The sequence below is a fragment of the Agrobacterium vaccinii genome (assembly GCF_021310995.1).
Taxonomy (GTDB): Bacteria; Pseudomonadota; Alphaproteobacteria; order Rhizobiales; family Rhizobiaceae; genus Agrobacterium; species Agrobacterium vaccinii.
The window spans coordinates 31,065-50,864 of sequence record NZ_CP054151.1; the positions used below are offsets into that span (position 1 = coordinate 31,065).

19 protein-coding genes are annotated in these 19,800 nt (G+C 55.6%); 14 read left to right on the forward strand and 5 right to left on the reverse strand.

The features are described from left to right. Positions 1–79 precede the first annotated feature (79 nt). The 6 genes from HRR99_RS15320 to HRR99_RS15345 all read left to right on the forward strand — a co-directional run bounded on the left by HRR99_RS15320 (position 80) and on the right by HRR99_RS15345 (position 6,308). Positions 80–1,159, forward strand: coding sequence for a Gfo/Idh/MocA family protein (locus HRR99_RS15320; protein ID WP_277877906.1), 1,080 nt, complete (start codon positions 80–82; stop codon positions 1,157–1,159). A 12-nt stretch (positions 1,160–1,171) separates the two neighbouring features. Beyond that, positions 1,172–2,074 (forward strand): sugar phosphate isomerase/epimerase family protein, encoded by a 903-nt coding sequence (locus HRR99_RS15325; protein ID WP_112500247.1) that lies wholly within the window; start codon positions 1,172–1,174, stop codon positions 2,072–2,074. Positions 2,075–2,145: 71 nt separating this feature from the next. Further along, positions 2,146–3,378, forward strand: a complete 1,233-nt coding sequence (locus HRR99_RS15330) for an ABC transporter substrate-binding protein (RefSeq protein ID WP_112500246.1) — start codon at positions 2,146–2,148, stop codon at positions 3,376–3,378. Positions 3,379–3,508: 130 nt separating this feature from the next. Then, entirely contained in the window at positions 3,509–4,411 is a 903-nt protein-coding gene (locus tag HRR99_RS15335) for a carbohydrate ABC transporter permease (protein ID WP_112500245.1), read from the forward strand. Continuing rightward, on the forward strand, positions 4,408–5,235 hold the full coding sequence (locus HRR99_RS15340) for a carbohydrate ABC transporter permease (protein ID WP_112500244.1): 828 nt from the start codon (positions 4,408–4,410) through the stop codon (positions 5,233–5,235). The genes HRR99_RS15335 and HRR99_RS15340 overlap by 4 nt, the downstream gene beginning before the upstream one ends. After that, the gene (locus tag HRR99_RS15345; protein WP_233123595.1) at positions 5,232–6,308 is read left to right on the forward strand and encodes an ABC transporter ATP-binding protein; all 1,077 of its coding nucleotides are present in this window, start codon (positions 5,232–5,234) and stop codon (positions 6,306–6,308) included. Before HRR99_RS15340 ends, HRR99_RS15345 begins: the two co-directional genes overlap by 4 nt. A gap of 336 nt (positions 6,309–6,644) precedes the next feature. Here HRR99_RS15345 and HRR99_RS15350 read toward each other — a convergent pair whose 3' ends face one another. Next, the gene (locus tag HRR99_RS15350; protein ID WP_277877907.1) at positions 6,645–7,910 is read right to left on the reverse strand and encodes an FAD-dependent oxidoreductase; all 1,266 of its coding nucleotides are present in this window, start codon (positions 7,908–7,910) and stop codon (positions 6,645–6,647) included. Further along, complete coding sequence (locus tag HRR99_RS15355) at positions 7,903–8,844, reverse strand: shikimate dehydrogenase family protein (RefSeq protein WP_233123596.1); 942 nt, start codon at positions 8,842–8,844, stop codon at positions 7,903–7,905. Before HRR99_RS15355 ends, HRR99_RS15350 begins: the two co-directional genes overlap by 8 nt. Here HRR99_RS15355 and HRR99_RS15360 point away from each other — a divergent pair. The 8 genes from HRR99_RS15360 to HRR99_RS15395 all read left to right on the forward strand — a co-directional run bounded on the left by HRR99_RS15360 (position 8,831) and on the right by HRR99_RS15395 (position 16,234). Further along, entirely contained in the window at positions 8,831–9,766 is a 936-nt protein-coding gene (locus tag HRR99_RS15360; protein WP_112500240.1) for a LysR family transcriptional regulator, read from the forward strand. The two genes, HRR99_RS15355 and HRR99_RS15360, sit on opposite strands and share 14 nt — an antisense overlap. 8 nt (positions 9,767–9,774) lie before the next feature. Further along, on the forward strand, positions 9,775–10,683 hold the full coding sequence (locus tag HRR99_RS15365; protein WP_233123597.1) for an alpha/beta fold hydrolase: 909 nt from the start codon (positions 9,775–9,777) through the stop codon (positions 10,681–10,683). After that, the gene (locus HRR99_RS15370) at positions 10,673–11,626 is read left to right on the forward strand and encodes a LysR family transcriptional regulator (protein ID WP_233123598.1); all 954 of its coding nucleotides are present in this window, start codon (positions 10,673–10,675) and stop codon (positions 11,624–11,626) included. The genes HRR99_RS15365 and HRR99_RS15370 overlap by 11 nt, the downstream gene beginning before the upstream one ends. Positions 11,627–11,753: 127 nt before the next feature. Further along, positions 11,754–12,776: an ABC transporter substrate-binding protein gene (locus HRR99_RS15375; RefSeq protein ID WP_111839258.1), complete on the forward strand. Its 1,023-nt coding sequence runs from the start codon at positions 11,754–11,756 to the stop codon at positions 12,774–12,776. 51 nt (positions 12,777–12,827) lie between these two features. After that, positions 12,828–13,595: an ABC transporter ATP-binding protein gene (locus HRR99_RS15380; RefSeq protein WP_111839259.1), complete on the forward strand. Its 768-nt coding sequence runs from the start codon at positions 12,828–12,830 to the stop codon at positions 13,593–13,595. After that, positions 13,552–14,445, forward strand: a complete 894-nt coding sequence (locus tag HRR99_RS15385) for an ABC transporter permease (protein WP_422387332.1) — start codon at positions 13,552–13,554, stop codon at positions 14,443–14,445. Before HRR99_RS15380 ends, HRR99_RS15385 begins: the two co-directional genes overlap by 44 nt. 29 nt (positions 14,446–14,474) lie before the next feature. Beyond that, positions 14,475–15,506 (forward strand): zinc-dependent alcohol dehydrogenase, encoded by a 1,032-nt coding sequence (locus tag HRR99_RS15390; protein WP_233123600.1) that lies wholly within the window; start codon positions 14,475–14,477, stop codon positions 15,504–15,506. Beyond that, entirely contained in the window at positions 15,506–16,234 is a 729-nt protein-coding gene (locus HRR99_RS15395) for a DUF4286 family protein (RefSeq protein ID WP_112500234.1), read from the forward strand. Before HRR99_RS15390 ends, HRR99_RS15395 begins: the two co-directional genes overlap by 1 nt. Before the next feature lie 43 nt (positions 16,235–16,277). On the opposite strand, the gene HRR99_RS15400 is transcribed toward HRR99_RS15395, so the two are convergent. Genes HRR99_RS15400 through HRR99_RS15410 form a run of 3 tightly spaced genes read right to left on the reverse strand, consistent with a single transcriptional unit; the run spans position 16,278 to position 19,800 of the window. Beyond that, the gene (locus HRR99_RS15400) at positions 16,278–18,017 is read right to left on the reverse strand and encodes a M14 family metallopeptidase (protein WP_233123601.1); all 1,740 of its coding nucleotides are present in this window, start codon (positions 18,015–18,017) and stop codon (positions 16,278–16,280) included. Between the two features lie 5 nt (positions 18,018–18,022). Then, positions 18,023–18,871: an ABC transporter permease gene (locus HRR99_RS15405; RefSeq protein ID WP_233123602.1), complete on the reverse strand. Its 849-nt coding sequence runs from the start codon at positions 18,869–18,871 to the stop codon at positions 18,023–18,025. A 5-nt stretch (positions 18,872–18,876) separates the two neighbouring features. Next, positions 18,877–19,800 carry an ABC transporter permease gene (locus HRR99_RS15410; RefSeq protein WP_233124931.1) on the reverse strand — a complete coding sequence of 308 codons (924 nt, stop codon included), beginning with the start codon at positions 19,798–19,800 and terminating at the stop codon, positions 18,877–18,879.

Sequence of the window (19,800 nt, forward strand, 5' to 3'; positions counted from 1 at the left end):
GTCTAATCACGCATCTGCGTTCGCTTACGCCTCTTGACACATCTAGCCTTTCCATCATAGCGTCGTAAACGTTTACGGAATGTCGCACCTTGAGGAGTTTGGTGCGAAAACCGGGGAGGAAATCGTCATATTGAATGCCGTTTTATGCGGATGCGGAGCTATGGCAAAAGGCTGGCTGCGGGCAATCGCCTCGACGCCTGAACTGACCGCTTCCATCGAAATTGTGGGCCTGGTGGATTTGAGCCGCGACACGGCGCAAGCGCTGGCGCAAGAGTTTTCCTTGACCGATGTCGTCATCGGTACCAATCTTAGCCATGTGCTGGAGACGACCAAGGCCGATATCCTGTTCGACGTGGTCGTTCCCGTGGCGCGGTTCAATGTCGTGTCAACCGGTCTGGCTGCGGGATGCCATGTGCTCAGCGAAAAGCCGATGGCGTCATCGCTGGAAGAGGCTCGGGAACTCATCGCCATGGCCGAAAAGGCTGGCAAGGTGCACGCGGTCGTTCAAAACCGTCGCTTCATCTCTGGTGTCCGACGCCTGCGCCGTGCCGTCTCCGAAGGGTTGATCGGCACTCTTACAGGCATCCATTGCGATTTCTTCCTCGCTCCCCACTTCGGTGGCTTCCGTGAAGAAATGAAAAATGTGCTGCTGCTCGATATGGCCATCCACACCTTCGATGCCGCACGTTTCGTCGCTGACGAGAAGCCTCTCGGTGTCTATTGCCTCGAAACCAACCCGTCCGGGTCGTGGTATTCGCACGGCGCTGCTGCCAATGCCGTATTCGAATTTTCTAACGAGGTCGTCTTCACCTATCGCGGCTCGTGGTGTGCCGAAGGACAGCGCACCAGCTGGGAAAGCCAGTGGCGCCTGGTCGGCTCCAAGGGCATGATTACCTGGGATGGCGAAGAAGAATTCGTTGCATCGCTTGCGGGAACGGAACCGGGGCTTCTTCGCGGGTCGAAACCCGTAAACGTTCCTAATGCCTCCCATGACGAGGAAACCCACGGTCATGCCAGCGTGATTTCTTCGTTCATCTCGGCCATCCGTGACGGTGGCGTGCCGGAAACGTCGTCTTTCGACAATATCAACAGCCTCGCCATGGTGATTGCAGCGATTGAAAGCGCGCGCCTTCGCCAGCGGGTTCCTATTGCAGCGTAAGGATCGATAACAGTGAGCAATCCGGCAAAATCCATCCGCATCGGCACCATGGTCAGCGCGACAAAGGGAAATGCGGCAGAACGCATCGCCCAGATCGCCGATAAGGGGTTTGAGAGCTTCGAGCCATTTTTCTGGCAGACCACCAGCGGTCAGGACGTCGCGGAACTGGGCAAGCGCTGCCTCGATTCCATCGGCGATCGCGATATCACCATTTCCACGCTGGGCATGTTCGGCAATCCCCTGGAAGAAACTGATATCGATCTTCAGACATTGCAGGGATGGAAAGACTGCATCGATAATGCCCATCATTTCGGCGCCACATGCGTTGCCGGTTTCACCGGCCGCCTGCGCGGTAAGCCGCTGCCGGAAAGCCTTCCACGCTACAGGCAAATCTGGAGCGAACTGGCCAAACGTGCAGCGGACAAGGGCGTCAAGATCGCCTTTGAAAACTGCGCCATGGACGGCAACTGGGCAAGCGGCGACTGGAACATTGCCCATAATCCGGATGCCTGGGAACTGATGTTCAACGAGACGCCGGACGACAATATCGGTATCGAATGGGAACCGTGCCACCAGATGGTCTATCTCATCGATCCGCTGCCGCAGATCCGCAAATGGGCGCCAAAGATTTTCCACGTCCACGGCAAGGATGCCACCATTCGCTGGGATGTCATCAAGGAGCATGGCATTTTCGGCAAGGAGAAATTCGTCTTCATGCGCACGCCGGGTTTTGGTGACAGCAACTGGACAGACATAATTTCCGAACTGCGGCTGGCTGGCTGGTCCGGCTCGATCGATATCGAAGGCTGGCACGACCCGGTCTATCGCGATGCGCTGGAAATGACCGGTCAGGTACACGGCCTGAACTATCTGAAAGCATGCCGTGGCGGTGATTTCATCGTCGATCCGGTGTGAGTTAAGAGCGCGGCTCAGGAGGTGGGCCGCGCGTGAGAAATGCAATAACGATAACCACAGAGGAGGAGACCATGGGTATCGCTAAGGGCATGATGATGGGCGCACTCGCGCTTGCAGGCGTTTCCCTTGCCGCACTGTCGGTAAAGGCTGAGGACGTCAAGATAACGGTATGGTCGCTGGACCGGGATATCCAGCCAGCGCCCAATCTCATCAAGGATTTCAACGCGCTGAAGAACGGTATTCAAGTTGAATATCGCTATATCCAGTTTGATGATGTGGTGAGCGAGGCGATGCGCGCCTATTCCACAGGCAATGCGCCAGACATCATCGCCATCGATAATCCCAACCATGCGATGTTCGCAGCACGGGGCGCGTTTCTGGATATCACGGACAAGATTGCCAAGTCGGATGCGATCAAACCCGAAAACTATTTCCCCGGTCCGCTGAAATCCGCGACATGGGACGACAAATATTTCGGCATACCGAAAGCCACCAACACCATTGCACTCTACTATAACAAAGATCTGTTCAAAGCCGCCGGTCTTGATCCCGCAAAGCCACCTGTAACATGGGAAGAACTTGTCGCCGATGCCAAGAAGCTGACCGACCCATCCAAGAACGTCTACGGGATTGCGTTTAGCGCCAAGGCCAATGAGGAGGGCACCTTCCAGTTCCTGCCTTGGGCGCAGATGGCCGGTGCGACATACAAGAACATCAACACGGATGGCGCGGTAAAGGCGCTGGAAGTGTGGAAGCAGATCATGAGCGAGAAGCTGGCCTCTCCAGACACGCTCACAAGAAGCCAGTGGGATGCGACCGCAACCTTCAACGCGGGTAACGCCGCCATGGCAATTTCCGGTCCGTGGGAAATCGACCGTATGCTGAAGGATGCCAAGTTCGATTGGGGCGTGGCCCTGTTGCCGGTTCCAACGGCTGATGCTCCGCGTTCATCGGCGATGGGTGACTATAACTGGGCGATCTTTTCCAAGACCAAACATCCTGACGAAGCGTTCAAGGTGGTCGAGTATTTTGCTTCGCAGGACAAGGACATGTTCAAGAGGTTCGGCCAGTTGCCCGCCCGCTCGGACATCGCCATTCCGCCCACTGGCAATGCTTTGAAGGATGAAGCACTGAAAGTCTTCGTGGAACAGCTTAAATATGCCCAGCCGCGCGGCCCGTCTCCCGAATGGCCAAAGATTTCCAAAGCCATTCAGGACGCAATCCAGGCTGCCTTGACTGGCCAGATGTCACCCAAGGAAGCACTCGATCAGGCCGCCGAGAAGATCAAGCTCGTCGAAGGTTGATCGTGCTTGTGCCACGGGTTGGATCAGCCTGCGGCATCTCACCTTACCAGTTCCTCCCGGCGAGCTGTCTGTCACCCATGGAAGCAGGCAGCCTGTCCGGACATATCCTGTGTGGAAACAAGGGCGTCTCATGAAGAAGCTATTTTCCAGCGTGAGCGATGGCCGCGGTTTCGATATCATTCTGGTGGCATTGCCGCTCGCCTTTCTGTTCGTCATGGCTGGCTTGCCGTTGCTCTACAATATCCTCATGAGCTTTCAGGAGGTTGATATGTTCAGCCTCGGTAGCTTCGTGCGGCCATTCGTTGGCTTGAAGAATTATATCGATCTATTCAAACAGCCTGAGACGATCCCCATTCTCACCAACACGGTGATCTTCGTAGTGGCTTCCATTGCCGGTCAGTTCATCTTCGGCTTCGGGCTGGCGCTGTTCTTCTGGACAAATTTCCCCGGCGCATCCTGGTTGCGTGGCCTCTTTCTGGTCTCCTGGGTCATGCCAGGACTCGTCGTCGGCGCGATCTGGAACTGGATATTATCGGGCGATTTTGGCGTACTGAACTTTATTCTGCGCGAAAGCGGAATGATCGATGCGAACATCTTCTGGCGTTCGGACCCAAATTTCTCGCTCTGGGCCGTCGTGCTTGCCAATATATGGCTGGGCACATCCTTCAACATGATCCTCCTCTCGGTTGGTCTTGCCGCCATTCCCGGCGATCTTTATGAGGCAGCGGAATTGGATGGCGCAAATGCATGGCAGCGGTTCTACACGATCACGCTTCCCATGATGCGCTCCACCATCGGCGCCATCGTGGCGCTGGGGCTGATCTTCACCTTGCAGCAATTCGATCTTTTCGCAGCCATTACCGATGGCGGGCCGAACAACACCTCCAACGTCGCGCAATATTGGGCCTGGGACCTGTCCTTCCGCCAATATGATTTCGGTAAAGGCGCGACCATCTCGGTCATCATGATCGTGTTCGTCATGCTGGCGTCGGTCGTTTATGTTCGCTCTACACGTCATGAGGTGCGCGGATGAGCCTTGTCATACGCAATCGCTTCATGCTGGCCATCGCCCTCGTCATGGCCGCAATCTATCTGTTCCCGCTCTACTGGATGTATGTCACATCTCTCAAGGGCGGCTCGGAAATGTTCGCCAATCCACCGAGCTTCTGGCCCTCAGTACCACAGTGGGAAACCTACACCTATGTGTGGGAAAGCCGCAATATGGGCCGGTATTTGTGGAATTCCATTCTGATCGCGACCGGGGCAGTCAGTCTCATCACCATTTTGGGTGTGGGATGTGCTTACGTGTTGGCACGCTATCGCAATCGCTGGGTGGATGTCGGCCTGTTCCTGATCCTCATGCTTCAGGTCTTGCCTGCATCCTTGATGATTACGCCTATCTTTGTCGGTTTCTCGCAGTTCGGCCTTCTCGATTACCCGCGGCTGGCGGTCATTCTGGCGATTGCGGCCAAAAGCATGCCGTTCTTCGTCATTCTGGTGCGCGCCACTTTCATGGCCGTGCCGCAGGAGCTGGAAGAGGCGGCACTTGTCGATGGCAATTCGCGCATTGGCGCGTTCTTCAACATTGTGCTGCCGCTTGCCCGTAACGGCATTCTGGTCTCGGCAATCCTCATTTTCATGCAGGCCTTCGGGGAATTCGTGTATTCGAAATCCATCATCCAGGCAGTGGAATTGCAGCCCGCAAGCGTGGGGCTGAACTCCTTCATGGGGCCAAACACCAGCGAGTGGAACAACATCATGGCCTACGCCACGATGTACGTGACGCCCATTCTCGCCATTTTCATTCTCTTGCAGCGCCGCATCGTTTCCGGCCTGACATCGGGAGCACTCAAATGACCCTTCAGATCGAACTTTCCGGTGTGAACAAATATTACGGCGCGTTTCATGCGCTGAAGAACATCGACCTATCCATCGAAAAAGGCACCTTCGTCGCACTCGTCGGCCCATCCGGCTGCGGCAAGTCCACCTTGCTACGCTCGCTGGCAGGGTTGGAGAGCATATCGGCTGGCGATATGCGCATCGCCGGCAAGCTCATGAACGGCGTGCCGCCGCGCAAGCGCGATGTGGCGATGGTGTTCCAGTCCTATGCGCTCTACCCGCATATGACAGTCGAGGAAAACCTCACCTACTCGCTGCGTATACGGGGTGTGAAAAAAGCCCAGGCACGCAAGGCTGCCGAAGCAGTAGCAGCCACCACTGGCCTTTCACAACTGTTGAAACGATATCCCCGCGAGCTTTCTGGCGGCCAGCGTCAGCGCGTAGCCATGAGCCGCGCCATCATCCGCGATCCGCAAGCGTTCCTGTTCGATGAGCCTTTGTCCAACCTCGATGCGGCACTGCGCGTGCATATGCGCAAAGAAATCCGCTCGTTGCATGATCGTCTTCATGCAACGTCTGTCTATGTCACGCATGACCAGATCGAGGCCATGACCATGGCCGATCACGTGGTCGTCATGAAGGATGGCATCATCGAACAGCAGGGTTCACCCATCGAACTCTACGATAAACCGGTCAATCGCTTTGTGGCTGGGTTCATCGGTTCGCCTGCCATGAATTTTGTGCCTGCTATCGTTGAAAATGATGGGCATCATATCTCTTTGCAATTCGGTAGTGGTTTGGCGACTGGAAGCATTCCGCTGAAAAAATCGTTTTCGCCCGGTTCTCGTGTCGTTGTCGGTATTCGCCCGGAACACATTCAACTGACCGCGACTGATGAGGCCCAGTTTAGCCTGCCCGTTGCTGCAGTCGAGACGACAGGGTCCGCGACATTCATCACGACCGCCACAGAGCCGGAAATCTCGATGGTGATTCAGGGCCGAAGCACTGTCAAAGCCGGTGAACAGCTTGGTTTCGCCATCGATCCTGTAACGCTACATCTATTCGATGATACGACCGGCATCCGGATTTGAAATAAGGAGGTGCGATGTTGAAATATTCAACGAATTTCCTATTTGTTTCTTAGCTCCCTGTTAAACCTGCTGACCTGTGTGCGCGGATTAAAGGCTACTGGCGCAAATACAGTTGAAACAAAGTGTTCCCAACAAACGGCGTGGCATGCAAATATAGGCCGAGATAGAAAAAAAATCCATCAAACATAACAATACCCTTAAACATAGGCTGTGAATTTAGTTTTGATCCTTCTTCGTTTAAGTTGCCTTACAACTTGGTCGGATACGGTCCCCAATGGTGTCCATCAGGCAGACATTCTAAAACTGTGGCTTCTAAAGCGCTTAAGCAACTCGCGCTCAGATCAATGCTTTGTTATGTGCAAGATGGCGTCTGACATCACGAGCTAAAACGGTGGCTGATGACGCACGTAAAGCCGCAGCGGTTCCGGCTGCTTGACCGGTAGCGAAAGATGTTCCCATCACACGTAAAGAGCCGTACGCGCTTGAATCAGCGCCAGCAACCCGGCCCGCGAGAAAAAGATTGTCGGTGCCTGCCGCCTCTATAGCTCCGATCGGTATGTCGGCATATCCATCACCACCAACGTCGATGAAACGTGCCCTTCCCGGCGCTTCGTGAACCTCCATCGGCCAAGCGGCACGACCGATGCCATCATCACGGCGTTCTCCATTGGTTAAAGCTGTACAAGTCAAATCTTCACGAGAACGTGGACGGCGTGTTTCGCGAATACCAATTTGTGGCCCCGTGGCTGAGATATAAGCGCCCTCAAAGCCCGGCAGCTGCCGCAGCAATTGCAAGTTCCGCCAGGCTTCCAGCCGCGCCTGACGTTCTGCCGCGCCCAGACTGGCACCGCTCAGACCGTCGGTCTCAAGATCGATCGTCATCCACCAGTAATCATTGGATGTCGGCAACCGCAACATCACGCCGCCATCTGCGCGGTGGATCGGTGCCTGTGAGCTGGCGTTGTGCTCGGTGATAAGTTGTGTCATTCGCGCACGGTCGAAGATCGTATCGGCAGCTACGCCACCGATACGGACCGGCATCGAGGCAGGCTGGACATGGTCACCGGCAATGCTGTCCTTCGTCATCTCAAGTCCGGCTCGCGACGCGACGATGGCCTCTCCACTAGCATCAACGAATGCGTCGGCTGTGATCTCGTAGCTGCCTACATGGTCGGTCACGGTGATCGCAGCAATCCCATTAGGCTTGGTGAAGACCGCAGTGACGAGGCTGTGCAGCAGGACCTCTATGCTAGAAATGTCGGTCATCCGGTCGAAGCCGAATTTGACGGCTTCTGGATCCAGCATGACGATCCAGTTGCCGCTACTCGATTTGATCGGCGCGACGTCTTGCCCGATCTGTGCAAGCGTAGTCAGAAGTTCGGCGCCGATTCCGCCGACGGCAAAGACAGGATCAGCACCTTTCAGGAAGAAGCCGCAATAGGCAAGCACAAGTGAATTTGCGGCCGCGCCGCCGAGAAAGCCATAGCGCTCTATCAGAGCAACCTTTGCGCCAAGGCGGGCAGCAGCCACAGCCGCGCTCATTCCTGCCGCTCCTCCTCCCACGACCACGACATCGAAACGGGCGTTGCGCGTGTTAGTCATTGAATCGTCCTCCACCCATAATTCCCATGGCGCTGCCTAGGGCGAAAAGTTGTGCTTTCGCCATTTCTTCTCCGCTCTGGATGGTGAGGCCACGTGCGACGGCAAGTGCAAGAAGAGGGGTAATTGTCGGACTCGTCACAACATCCGCCACAAGCCCGTGCCCAGACATGGCATCGAGAACAGCTTCAGGAATGGGCAGTGGATCATTCGCCTGCATGCCGGAAGACGACGCGTTGACGACAAGATTGAACGAGCGGATTGGGATTGGACCCGAGGTGATATCCACGCTTGGAAAAGCCTTGGCAAGACGTGTTGCAAGACTTTGAGCGCGATCATCATTGCGATCCGAAATCAGTAATGAAGCCACACCTGCCGCAGCTAGGGAATAGGCAATCGCACTTCCGGCAGCCCCAGCGCCGACAAGGAGCACGGCCTTGCCGGCAGGGGTGAAACCATGCAGTCGCGATGCGCTGACAAAGCCGGTTCCATCGGTCATGTCCCCGGAGAGGCGACCGTCTGTGTGTCGCCTGACGACGTTTGCCACGCCGAGGAATCGTGCCGTATCGCTGAGATCATCCACCAGTTCAGCAACCGCAGCCTTGTGAGGAATGGTGACCACGAAGCCGTCGAGATTGCGCCAACCGCGTGCTGTGGACAGAAAGTCCGCCACGCTTTCTGGAAGCAGATCGACCGCGATCATTGCCCGATCTGTCGCTTGATCAGCAAAGTAGCGATTGAAATTATCCGGCGACTTCACTTGGGCAATCGGTGAGCCGATGATCGCCACTAGTCGTGTCTCGCTGCCAATCATAAGCGTTTCTCCCAATTTGTGGAGAGCGTAGAAGATGGTTCCTATTGACGCCAATATAATTATTGGCTGATGATATAACTTCAATTTATAGGATTGATGTGCGCTGCGGATGACAAATTCCAAGCTCAGGGAGCCAAAACTAAAAGAACGGCAAGTCGAGATTTTCCGCGCCATCATGGCGACGAACTCGTTGACGGCAGCGGCTCGTCATCTTGGCGTCTCGCAGCCTGGCCTTTCGATTGCTATCAAGCGGCTCGAGGATCAGCTGGGCGTTGCGCTATTCGCCCGCATTTCAGGTCGGTTGGTGCCAACGCAGGAAGCAGAGTTGATTCTTGCAGAAGTCGAACGCGTTCATCAGCAATCGGAAATGCTCTCGGATGCGATCTACGCCATCGCGCGCGGCAATGCCTCCACGTTTCGCTTCGGCTCCACGCCAAGCCTTGGCATGCGGCTGATACCAAAGGCGTTGAGACGTTTGCAACAAGAGGGCACGGCTGGAACCTACTACAGCGATTCATTATCCCAACGCGATGTGCGCGACTATTTGTTGTTCGGTCAGGGAGCTTGCGTTGCAACGATTGCCGAGGTGAAAGATCCCATGATTGAGACGGCGCGCATCGCCAGCGCCGGGCTAGTATGTGTCGTGCCCAAAGATCACCACCTCGCCAGCCGGAAGTCGATCACGCCAGTAGAGCTTGCCGAAGAGACCCTGATTTCCTTCGAGGCGAGCACCACCCACGGTGTTTATATCGAAGAGACCTACCGGCGCTGGGATGTCCCGCGCAAAACCGCCATATACGTTCATTTTGTCGAAGCCGCACTGTCCTTCGTTACAGAGCGTATTGGCATTACCATTCTCGATGCATTTTCAGCCATCGATTGCGATATCCATGGGCTTGTCGCCATTCCAATCGAAAACAGCGTCAGCATTTCTGCATATGTCCATGTCTGCCATCTGCGCCCACGGCAGAAGGGCGTTGATAGTCTGATCAACGCGCTGCGGGATATTGCAGCCGCAGCCACCAATCAAACCGAAGCAGGATAGCTCAACCAATGCATAGACAGGCCAATGGATTGTTCCCCGGTTTTGAAGACAGACGCATTGAAACGCCTGAGGTGGATTTTGCCGTTTTGACGAAAGGGACCGGCCCGGCAGTTCTTTTGTTACACGGCTACCCCGAGACGCGCGCCGCCTGGCACCGCATCGCGCCTGCACTGGCGGAATCCTATACCGTTGTTGCTCCCGATCTGCCCGGTTATGGCCACAGCCGCGTGAAGGACGCGGCGCTGGATATGGGCTCCAAGCGGGCGATGGCGAAAAGCCTGCATGATATGATGCGCGCACTTGGGCATGATCGTTTCGTCGTCGTCGGTCATGATCGTGGTGGACGCGTCGGTTATCGGATAGCGCTCGACTTTCCGGAGACTGTTGTTGCGCTGGTCTCCGTCACTGTCGTGCCGACACCCGAAATGTGGGAGGGAGCCAACAAGGCCTTCGGTATGGGAGCATGGCACTGGTTCATGATGGCCCAGCCCGCGCCCCTGCCAGAAACATTGATGGCCGCAGATCCGCGTTTCCTCATCGATCTAACGCTTGCCAAGATGACAACGAATATCGATCTGCTTGACCCCATTGCCCTTGAAGACTACCGATCGGCGTTCGACAATGCCGATGTCCGTCATGCTATGTGCGAAGATTACAGAGCGGGTGCCAACACAGACGAGGCACACGATCTGGCCGATCGCATGGCTGGGCGCAAGATAAAGGTTCCGACGTTGCTGTTGTGGGAAGAAGGTCGGCGTTATGGCGGTGGTCGAGAGCCTTTGGATATATGGAAGGACTGGGCAGAACATGTCGAAGGCAGAGGGATTGGCGGCGGGCATCTGCTGCCCGAAACTGCTGCGCCGGAAGTGTTAGACGCTTTGCTACCTTTTCTGGGAAAAGTTTCATATGGCAGATGATGGCAAGGCCGAAGACCACGTCACGCATGGCTCTGGCGAGGGACTGCTGAGTCTGCGACAGATGGAAGTGTTTCACACGGTGATGCAGGCCCGATCGATCACCGGGGCATCGAAGGTGCTGAACGTTTCTCAACCTGCTCTCAGCCGCACCATTCGTCGTATAGAAGACCTGCTCGGCATTGCGCTTTTCGCCCGCGACAGGAACGGCCTTGTCCCCACGTCGGAAGCGTTGGAAATCTTCCAGGAGATTGATCCACTGATCCGACAGTTGACCGGTGTTGGCACGCAGATTGGGCGAATTGCCCGCGGAGAGACCGCCGTGTTCCGCGTCGGCTCCACTGCGAGCGTCGCGCGTGCACTGGTTCCACAGGCGTTGCGGACCTTGTCTGTGGAGGTTCCGGGCATAGAGCTCTTCTTCGACGTGCTGCCCGTGGACCAGATCGAGGAATATTTGATTACCGGACGTGGAGAAGCGGTGGTCACCATCGCATCGCCAGATCATCCGCTGATTGCCGTCGAACAGGTCGGGCGGGTCAATCTTGTGGCCGTCATCCATAGGGATCACAGCCTTGCCAGTGCTCCTATGATACGCGCAGCCGACCTTGCGGATATGGATTTCATTGCATTCGCGCCGGGCGGCGCTCATCAGACCGTCGTCGATCGTTTTCTCAGTCGTGAAAAATTGAAGGTCAATACGCGTGCCGTCGCGCGGTTTTCTGACACGGCATTGGCGCTGGCAAATGAGGCGATGGGCATCGTGCTGGTCGACTATGTCACGACACTCGGACCCGTTGGCAGCAATCTCATCGTTCGGCCTATTGAAAACGCGCCACAGTTCTCGATATCGGTTCTTTGGAACCGCCGCCGCTCGCATTCTGCCAATTTGCGCAAATTGATTGAGATACTGTGCCGCAGACTGGCCGATCTGGCACCACTCACATGAGGCAAGAAGCCATCTCCATGCCTCAAAGGCATGGGAGGCATAATCATTGTTCGTTGTCTTCCCTTTCAGTTGGTGGCAATGAATGCGAATGGCGTTCCAGACACGTCATTTTGGGAGGAGATATCGAATGAATGTATTTTTGAGCCGCCGTCAGGCGCTTATCGGTATGGGCGCTGTCGGCAGCGCTGCTGCTTTCGGCCTGCCAGCACGCGCCGCAACGCGTAATCTCGCAGTGCTTCACCTTGCCAGCCATGCGCCAAGCTTCATCGCTTTCGAGCGCGGCTACTACAAGGAAGCCGGACTGGACATTGAACTGAAATTCTTTGAAGCAGCGCAGCCTATGGCCGTTGCAATTGCGTCAGGTGATGCCGATTTCGGCGTGACCGCGATGAGCGGCGGCCTCATCAGCCTTGCTCAGAAAGACGCCATCAAGGTTATTGGCGGGGCGCTGACCGAACAAAAGGGCGTTACAGGCGCGATCATTCTTGCTTCAAACAAAGCCTATGACGCTGGGCTTACCGATCCTTCAAAGCTCGCGGGAAAAAGCTTCGGCATCACCACGGCTGGCTCCTCCTTCCACTTCATGGCCCACAAGATTGCCATGGCCAACAATATCAAACTGTCTGACATGCAACTCCGCCCGCTGCAAAAGCTCGGAGCTATCGTCGGCGCTCTCACGACGGGGCAGATCGATGCCTGGGCGATTCAGCCAAATGTCGCTAAAAAGATGATCCGTGAAGGCGCCGCCAAGCAGATCGGCCTAGTCTCGGACTATGCGCCGGATTACCAGGTTACGACCGCTTTCACTTCGACCAAGAACGCAGCCAATGAACGCGAAATGACGGCGGCGTTTGTCAAAGCCTATTCGCGAGCTATTGCAGACTACAATGCTGCTTTCATGGATAACAAGGCTGACGATGCCGAACGTGACGCTCTGGCAAAAATCGTTCACAAATATGTCGAAAGTGATAGCCCGTTCGAGACTGCCAAGCAGAACCTGATCGATGGAGCCATGCGCATCAACGCTGATCTCGCACTGTCGCTCGGTAGCTGTGTCGAGCAACTGGAATGGTTCAAGGCCGAAGGCATGGTCAAGGATGCCATAACCAATGAACAGTTGTTCGACACGTCCTACGTCAAGACAATCTAATCAGCTTGCGATTTTTCGCGGAGGCATCGCGCCTCCGCCAAGGAGGCCCGTATGGACCTTAAGCTTAAAAACATCAGCCATTCCTACGGATCGGTCGAGGTTCTCAAAGATATCTCCCTCGATATACAGCAGGGACAGATCATCTGTCTGATAGGGCCATCCGGTTGTGGTAAATCGACCTTGCTCCGCTTTCTAGGCGGCTTAGAGAGACCGAGTTCGGGCGAAGTGTTGCAAATCGGCAATCCGCCGAAGGGGTCTCTCAATCCTCTGACCTATGTTTTTCAGCACTTTGCGCTACTTCCCTGGCGTACCGTGGAAGGTAACATCAAGCTCGTTCTCGAAGATCACGGCCTGAGCAAACGCGATATGGACGACATCGTGACGGATGTTCTCGAGCGTACCCGTTTATCAGATTTCAGGCAGGCACTCCCGAAACAGCTGTCGGGTGGCATGCGCCAGCGTGTCGCGATCAGCCGCGCTCTTGCCGTACGCCCCGCCGTGATGTTGATGGATGAGCCGCTTTCAGCGCTCGACAGCCAGACCCGTGAACTTTTGATGGATGATCTGATTTCACTGTGGACTCGCCAGCCATTCACGTCTGTCTATGTGACGCACAATCTCAACGAAGCCGTTCGGCTCGGCCACCGCGTTGTCGTCTTGTCTCGCCGACCTGGACAGATACGCGAAGTCGTCGATATCGACATCCCACTGTCCGAGCGCCATCTCGGAGATTCCGTGCTGGAAGAGAAGCAGAAGCAACTCTGGGACCTGATGCGTGAAGAAGCCATGGCCGCTGACAAGGAGTTGGTCAATGTCTGACATTAACACACTTGCCAATGCCGCCGAATTATCCGTCGAAAACGGGACAGAAAACAAGAGAGCACCGGTGCGATCAGTCGAGTTTCGCGGCGGTGGTTTTGCGCCAATGCCTGTGCGTGGCATGGGCATTGCTGTCTTTGTCGTCCTGATCGCGCTGGCCGAAATCGGTACCCGTAGCGGCATCATTTCCAACCTGACCCTGCCACGACCATCCGCCGTTCTGGATACCTTCGTGCAACTCTGGCAAACCGGACTGCTGTGGAAACACTTGCTGCCATCGCTACAGCGACTGTTCGTCGGGGCATTCCTTGGCATCGCGGTTGGCATATCGGTTGGGGTCATGATCGGTCTGTTCAGCTATGTCCGTGCCGGTCTGGTGCCCTTGGTCGCTGCGCTCTTTCCGATCCCCAAGATCGCGCTTTTACCGCTGTTCGTGATTTGGTTCGGCATCGATGAAACGTCGAAATACGCGTTGATTGCCTTTGGCACATTCACGCCGACAGTGGTCGCGACCTACGGCGCCGTCGACAACGTCGATCGCACGCTGATCCGCATGGGCCAGAGTTTTGGTCTGAGTTGGTGGTCGATCATCAGAAAGATCGTGCTGCCCGGCGCTTTTCCGGCCATCTTGTCCGGCCTACGTGTGTCGATTTCCATTGCCATTATCCTCCTCGTCGCAGCCGAAATGCTCGGTGCTCAATATGGTGTTGGCTCCTACATCCTGGAGGCAGGCTCACTCTATGATCTCGAAAAGCTTTTCGCCGGTGTGACGATACTCTCTGTCATGGGTTTGATCGTCAATTTTGCAATCGGACAGGTCGAGAAGCGCTTTCTAAGCTGGCGCGGCTGACACCCAGACTTCACCAACGGAGATTCAATATGCTGGCATTGCAAAAGGTCCGGCCCGGCAGCGGCGTGCAATTCAACACTCTGGCCGAGCCCGACCACGTCGCCTTGGGCGAAGTGTTGATCCGTGTGCATTCCGCTGGCATCTGCGGTACCGACCTGCATATCGCGCAATGGACACCTGGATACGAATCGATGGAGCGGGCAATGCCCGTCACGCTGGGCCATGAGTTTTCCGGCACGATTGAACGGGTTGGCAAAGATGTCCCGGCAAACGCCGTGGGCACTCGTGTGACAGCAAGACCCTCCACCACCTGCGGCAAGTGCGATGCTTGCCTGAAAGGTGACGAGGACAATTGCTCCGACCGCAAGGGTGTCGGTATCGGCCGGAACGGTGCTTTCACCTCCTACGTCAGCGTTCCCTTCAAGAACTGCCACGCTCTACCTGATAGTATCGATATGAATGTCGCTGCTTTAACAGAGCCGATGACCGTTTGCGCGGAAGCTGTTGCGACAGCAGAGGTGCAGCCAAGTCAGACCATCTTGGTCATCGGGCCTGGCTTTATCGGTCAAGGCATTGCGATCCTTGCCCGCCACAAAGGAGCGAAAGTGGTGATTATGGGACGCGACGACAGTCCGCGCCTCGACCGCCTCCGAGCTGCAGGTTTTGAACATCTGATCGATACAAGTGATGTCGAGATGGGACCGGCGCTTGCTGAGTTTGGGCCCTTCGACGCGATTATCGAAGCGGCAGGCGTGCCAGCGCTTGTTGCTGCTACGCTGCCATTCCTGAAGAAGCGCGGTATTTTCACTGTTGTCGGCATCCACGCCACTCCTGCGCAGATCGATCTTACCTCGCTCGTGCGGATGCATCAGCAAATACGCGGATCCTACAGAGCACCTGCCGATAGCTGGGATGACGTCATCTCCTTCCTCGATGGTCATCAGGATTTGATGCGGCAGCTGATTTCACACAATCTACCTTTGACTGACGCGTTAGTGGGCTTTGAGGCTGCGCGCAGCCGTGAAGCATCCAAAGTCATTTTACGCATGGGAGACGTTTGATGGCCGCTGCCATTTTAGCACTCTGGAACGATTACCCTTCAAACCTCGCCGAAGAATACGCGGCCTGGCACACGTTCGAACACGTGCCAGAGCGCTTGACAGTACCCGGAATGCGAGCTGCACGCCGCTACGTTTCTTCGGTCGACAGCGAAAGATATTTCACGCTTTACGAGCTTGAAGACATCAAAGTCATTGAGCAAGACGCTTACTTCGATCTTGTCCGCAACCCGACATCTTGGTCGCTTAAAATGCGCCAGCATTTTTCAAGAGTTCTGAGAATTCCAGGCGAAATCGCGATAATCGGCGGTAAAGGCATCGGTGGAGCGGCAATCGTCCAAGCATATGCTGTAGAGCGTACCAAGGCCAAGGCATCAATGTCAGAGCTCGAAACTCTGTTGAGGCAATTGCTCATTGAAGCGCAAATTGTGTGCTTCCGAGCCACAATAGCAGAACCTAATCAGAATTATGAGGTTTTCACACAGGAAGAGACGACTGACCTGGACACTGTGAATGTCGTGGTCCTAATCGAGGGTGAATCAGTTGAGGCACTCTCGCGCAATCAAACAATCATCACGCAACGCATAGAAGCATTACTTACGCCACGTAAATGTCTGCGGGCAGACCTCTTCAGCCTGCTCGTAAGCTACCGCGAGGACGAGTTTCCCGATAACCGGGCAGGCATTTCAAGCCGTATAAGTGACACATATCTGAACCCATCCGATCCATAGGAATAAATCTCCAATATGATTTTTCATACGGGTTCAGCCAAATCTATACGCCTGATCGATTAGAATAACCTCTCATAATCTCCTGCCACGCCTCGTACGCAGACACCACCGTCTGCATCTGCGCGGTGTGACCAGCTATGAAATCGTCGCCGTAGATCGTTTCGTCTGGATACTCGGTTATCAGCGTCATCGGTACCGTGTGTCGATCATCGACCGATGAAAGGCACGGAAAACCGTTGATGATGCGAAAACCGGTCTCGCCGGCGTGGATTTCGTAGAGTGCGATCTGGCGATCATTATAGTCCAGCAGACCGGGGATTGTGCCAAGATGGCGGGTAACCTTGTCGAGCAAGGCCTCGGCCTGTTCGGTCCAGCCAGCGTGATGACGCATGACAAGAAAGAAGCCTTTTGGCAAAGTCCACATCGCAAAATTACGCGGCACATACCCCGAGAGCGGACGGGTCCATTCGTGCGAGGGATAACCGTGAAGATTGACGTGCAAGGTAGCTCCGCTTAAGTCTTGCGCTTTGAAACGGATTTCCTTTTCGTTGAGATACGCTCCCGAATTCTCAGGCGTCCGATACTCGAGATCATCTCCCAACGCGGTATAGCGCGCGGCGTGATGCATATGTCTTGGATTATCGACGCGAAGCCGTTGATGGATGGCGTAACCATCAGGGTTTTCCAGCGGCGAAATGGTGAAGTGCGCACCCGCCTTCGTCTGCAATTCAAGGGCCGCACGGAGAGCCCCGACGATGCCTGTCGTTTCATTCGGGTGTTGTCCGCCGCTGATCATGACGGCGGCGTCGTTTCCGCTGACATAGCGTGCGGTCACTTGCCTGCCTGATCTGGCGCGGGCAGTGAACGCGTCGCCACCTATTTCGGTCAGCAGATTTGATATCTGATCTGTCGATAGCGGGGCAGCAGCTGTTTCGATTGCTTGGTCCGCGCTATCCAGAAATGCCGTGCCCAATGGCCTGGTTTCGATACGCACCGAAATTCCCGCGTCACTTTTGATGACTTCCGGGACGATCTGGCCGGGTTTCAAGCCACGATCACCAAGTGGACGACCGGATTTTTTCTGGAAGAATTCGAGAAGTGAGAAGTAGAAATCCTCATGCAGGGCTTCCCGCAGGCTGACCATCTCATCGCCAATGGAAAGCGGCAGATCCTCGGAAGGATAAAGGACGCGAATATTGAGCTCATCGAAATAGGGCTCTTTATTTCCCCAATAGTGTGTTGCGACTGCGTTAATCGCGCTCTCGAACAAACGCTCGTAGTCCGTTTCAAGCCGCTCATCATGCTCGCCGTGGCGCAGCCAGCCGGTTGGCGAGACATTGGTTTCTCCAACGATATCGACATGGACGCGATTTGGCGCGAATACCTTCAGTGTCTCGGTACCAGCTGCCCGTTTCAGAGAAACGTCATAGAAAAACGCATCATCTGCACGCGGCACGAAGTCAATTTTGATCTCTCCGACCAAAGCGGCCAACGGATAGGCCTCGAGCCGAAACCGATTTTCGGGTGCGTCTGGGTGAACGGGATATGCGATCTGAATGCTCTCGACGCCTTCCAGGTCAATCTCTTCCAGAAAGCTATGGAGCAACGGCTTGTAGGCACTGCGGATGCGTGCCGTCACGCCTTTTTCTGCAAGGCGGCGCTCGGCATCACGTCTGCTCTTCACGTCATCGAATGTCCATGCTTCCAGGGACTGCCCGGGAACCGCCTGCTCGACCAAATCATCAAGAGTGCGCTTGAATGTCTGTCTAAATATCTCTGTCATGGCATTTACCTTGAAGTTCTACCGGTCGGATCGAGGCTATCGCGCAGCCAGTCGCCCAGAAGATTGAGGCCAAGCACAGTGAGAAGGATTGCCAGACCAGGGAAGACGCTGACCCACCAGGCGATCTGCAAATAGGTGCGACCATCCGCCAGCATGCCGCCCCAGCTTGGAATGGTTGGATCGACCCCCATGCCAAGGAAGGTAAGGCTGCTTTCCAGCAGGATATTGTTGGCCACATTCAGCGTCATCAGCACGATGACCGGGCCGATGAGGTTTGGCAGCAGATGCTGGAAGATGATGCGCCAGTCTTTGACGCCGATAGCGCGCGCCGACAGGATGAATTCCCGCTCACGCAGTGTGAGCACCGAGCCGCGCACGAGGCGCGCATATTGCACCCACTGCGACACGATCAGCAATATGATGGTGTTGGTGAGGCTGCCACCCACAATGGCAATGAATGTAATGGCCAGCAGAATGAAAGGCATGGCAAGCTGGATATCGGCAAAGCGCATCACGACCATATCCCAGAAGCCGCGGTAGTAGCCTGCAATCAGGCCCATCAGCACACCGAAAACCACGGCACCGATGACAGACGTAAAGCCCACCAGCAGCGAAATCTTGCCACCTGCCACGACACGCGCCAGAACATCACGGCCCAACGGGTCAGTGCCGAAAGGGTGTGCCGCGCTAGCAAACGGTTTTGCAAGCCGCGCCATCAGATCGATCTTTTCCGCACCGCCGGGGAAAAGCACGTCGGACAGCAGCACGGCAGCGCAGATGACGATGGTCAAGGTTGCACCCAGCACGAATTCAAGGCTGTAGAACCGCGAAAGGCGGAAGGTTTTGGTTGCCATGTCGGTTACTCCGTGCGGATACGGGGATCGACCAGCCCGTAGGCGATATCGACCAGAAGATTGATGCCGACGATCATCAGCGACAGCACGGTAATGACGGCCTGCAACACGGGGTAATCGCGTGCACCAACGGCATCGAATGCCAGCGAGCCCATGCCCGGCCAGTTGAACACCCGCTCGATGACAACGATGCCGCCCAGCAACCCCCCGAACTGCAAACCGAAATAGGTGATGAGCGGAATAGCGCAGTTGCGCAGCGCGTGCTTGTAAAGAACCTTGCTTTCGCTCAAGCCCTTGGCACGCGCAACCATGATGTATTGCGATTGCAGAGTATCCAGCATGGCCGTGCGAACGAGACGGACATTGGTGGCGGTGAGAATAACGCCCATCGTCACCGCAGGCATGACGTAGCTGACCGCGCCACCCATACCACTTGGCGGAAGCCAGCCGAGTGTGATCGAAAACAGCAGGACGAGCATCAGCGCGAGCCAGAAATTCGGAAAGGACAGGCCGAGCAGCGAGAATATCCTGATGGCCTGATCGACACCCTTCCCTTTCGAGGTCGCCGCCTTGATGCCCAGTGGGATCGACAGCGCAATCGACACGATCATAGAAATGAACGCCAGCATCAGCGTTGCCGGTAGCGCATCACCGATCAGGCGCGAGACTGGCGTGCCACCGATGAAGCTCTTGCCAAGGTCCAACGTGACTAGGCCCTTTAAGAAGTTCATGTATTGCACGAAGAACGGTTGATCCGTGCCAAGCGCGACACGTATGCGCATCAAATCTTCTTCCGTCATGCTGCCACCGCCCTGAAACATGGTAACGGCAGGGTCGCCGGTCAGGCGAATGGCGAATGAGACGAGCAGCGTGATGGCGATGACGACGAATAACGCCTGCAACAATCGCTTGATGAGGAAACCGGCCAC